The organism is Candidatus Neomarinimicrobiota bacterium, from assembly GCA_018651745.1.
GTDB lineage: Bacteria > Fidelibacterota > Marinisomatia > Marinisomatales > TCS55 > JAAZYX01.
In genome coordinates this window covers 1-2739 of the sequence record JABIDL010000036.1, presented here as the reverse complement: position 1 = coordinate 2739, position 2739 = coordinate 1, and the positions used below count along the sequence as shown (strand labels likewise).

Here is a 2739-nt window from a genome sequence, read left to right as displayed (position 1 = left end):
CTTTGCGGAAGGTTCTAAACTTTCGCAAAGGATATGTAGGAAATCCACGATCAGGGATGATCGTGGCACTTTTTGGATGTTCAAAATAATAACTGTCATTCCGATCCGCCGGTTGGCGGAGAGGAATCTTCATCTGGTGACCTTGCTCTTCTATTCTAGATTCCTCTGGCTCCGCCAGCCGGCGGATCGCTCGGAATGACTGGGGTTTCTTCCTGCTAATCCGGGAGGGCGGAAATTGTAGGAAAAACCAACGGTAAATGATGTTTTATTAATATCCTTGACTGAACCTGATCCAGGATTAAAAGGATCAAAGCCCGCATTTTTCCAATCAATAACGCTAACGCCCAAATAGACCAATAAATCCTGTTTCCAAACGGATTTCATCAGTTGAATATCCATTACAGTTCTTTCTTCCACCAATCCCGAAAATCGCTGATAATTATCCTGTGTTTGGTCATACTGATTTTCCAAAATGGCATCTGTGACTTCACCGCGTTTCACATTTGAATAGCTCAGAACCCAATCAAACCCAAATAATTCAGCTACGTATTCAGCATATAATTCCTGAGCATGCGGTCCTGCCCAAAATCCCAATGGATATCCAGACGAAAAGGCATCGTTCACGTTAAATCTATGACGATAAATGCGATGGTCTGTCCACGTATATTCAATTTGGAAACGATCTTTTTCTTGCATTAAAGCAATCCATTCGAGACCAAACTGCCAACCAAACCAATTCCGTTCATTTTCTTTATTAAAGGTATTTTCAATGGACCATTCATCCAAAAGCCAAACGATATATGCTTTTCTCTGATTGCTGAAATGCAATGTGATATCGCCAGCCATCTGAATATTATCGGTATCATCCAAATAATGCTGCAGCGCCCAAAAAGGGATGAATGGCATTAGATATGTGACTTCCAGCGGGCGGACTGCGTACACAACGAGGTCAGTTGCGCCTAGGGAAAGAAAATCAAATGGTTGCCATTCCAGACGGTGCCCAGCTACCGATCGTGAAATATCAAATTGTTTTGTTCCTACACCCGTATAATATTGAGCCCGTGAAGAGTCTAAAATATCGCTATTCAAAAACCCGTGAAAATAAGAGACTTTCAAGTTGGGAAGCACATCCCATTCAAAACCGAATTGTGGAAAAGAAGGTACTCTATTTGATACCGTCAGGGAGGACATTCCCGGACCCCAGAATCTGTCGTATTTCCCGAATTCAAATGAATAATTATCTCCCTTGTACTGAATGAGCATATCCGCATCATCGAACCAGAAATCGCCATCCAGCATGGAATAACTTTGTGAGAATCTTTTCCCTTTATCCGGAGAAAGGGAAAACGGATCGCCCGACATTCCATGAACGCTGGTGTATACCCAACGCCCCATGATTTTCCAATTTTGGTTAGACCAATCTGCCTGTCCTCCGAAGCCTCCAATCAAAACACCATCCGTTTGAAATGCATTCCAGTCGCCTCCGGTAGATTTATTTATCGTGAACGCAAGTGGACGCAACGAAAAATTCTGACTGAATAGAACTGTAGAAAACCAAATAGAAACCCAAAATATTCGCATAGGACTTGTTTAAACAGAAATCAATGTTTCAAAATACGAGATGGTTTTTTCGAGGCCTTCTTTTAAAGATATTTTTGGTTCCCATTCTAACTTTCCTTTTGCGATAGAAATATCCGGCTGGCGCTGTTTGGGGTCATCTTCCGGAAGATCTTTAAATATTAATTCTGAAGTACTACCCGTCAAACTCAAAACCGTTTCCGCAAGTTCCAACATAGAAAATTCGCCCGGGTTTCCCAAATTGACCGGTCCAGTAAACCCATGATCTGTATCCATCAGCTTGACAAATCCATTTATCAAATCATCTACATAACAAAACGAGCGCGTCTGTCTTCCGTCACCGTAGATGGTGATATTCTCTCCCTTTAAAGCTTGCACAATAAAATTAGAAACGACTCGACCGTCGTCCGGATGCATGTTGGGGCCGTACGTATTAAAAATGCGTGCTACTTTGATATTTAAATTATGCTGGCGGTAGTAATCGAAGAAAAGTGTCTCGGCACATCGTTTACCTTCATCATAGCAAGAACGAAACCCAATAGGATTTACATTGCCCCAGTAGTCCTCAGTTTGCGGATGAATGGCAGGATCGCCATATACTTCACTTGTGGACGCCTGAAAGATTTTAGCTTTTAAGCGTTTAGCAAGCCCCAACATATTGATAGCGCCATGCACGCTCGTTTTGGTCGTTTGCACAGGATCGTGCTGGTAGTGTACCGGCGATGCAGGGCAGGCAAGATTGTAAATTTCGTCCACTTCCACAAAAAGCGGAAAACAAACATCGTGCCGTAATACTTCGAAATTTGGGTTATTCAGTAAATGTGAAATATTTTGCCGGGTACCCGTATAAAAATTATCTACACAAAGTACTTCATTCCCCTTTTTCAACAATTTTTCGCATAGATGAGATCCAAGAAATCCGGATCCACCCGTGACGAGAATTTTACGCATTATATTTATTGGTTTCATAAGAACCTAAACTAAGGGTATTGGGTGAAAATAGCCACAAAGATCACCAAGGATTTTATAGAGGCAAGATGGAGTGGCGTTAAAAAATAACTGTCATTCCGAACCGGCGGATGGTGGTTCTTCATCAAAGGACCTTGCCCTGCTAATTTAGATTCCTCGTCGCCTCGATGGGACTCGCTCGGAATGACTGGG

2 protein-coding genes are annotated in these 2739 nt (G+C 42.4%); both read right to left on the bottom strand.

Annotated elements, in window-relative coordinates; all coding sequences use genetic code 11:
* Nucleotides 1–150: 150 nt before the first annotated feature.
* Entirely contained in the window at nt 151–1581 is a 1431-nt protein-coding gene (locus HOD97_06935; GenBank protein MBT4281330.1) for a hypothetical protein, read from the bottom strand.
* A 9-nt stretch (nt 1582–1590) separates the two neighbouring features.
* A complete protein-coding gene (locus HOD97_06930) occupies nt 1591–2538 on the bottom strand; it encodes an SDR family oxidoreductase (protein ID MBT4281329.1) in 948 nt (315 codons plus the stop codon).
* Nucleotides 2539–2739: the final 201 nt, after the last annotated feature.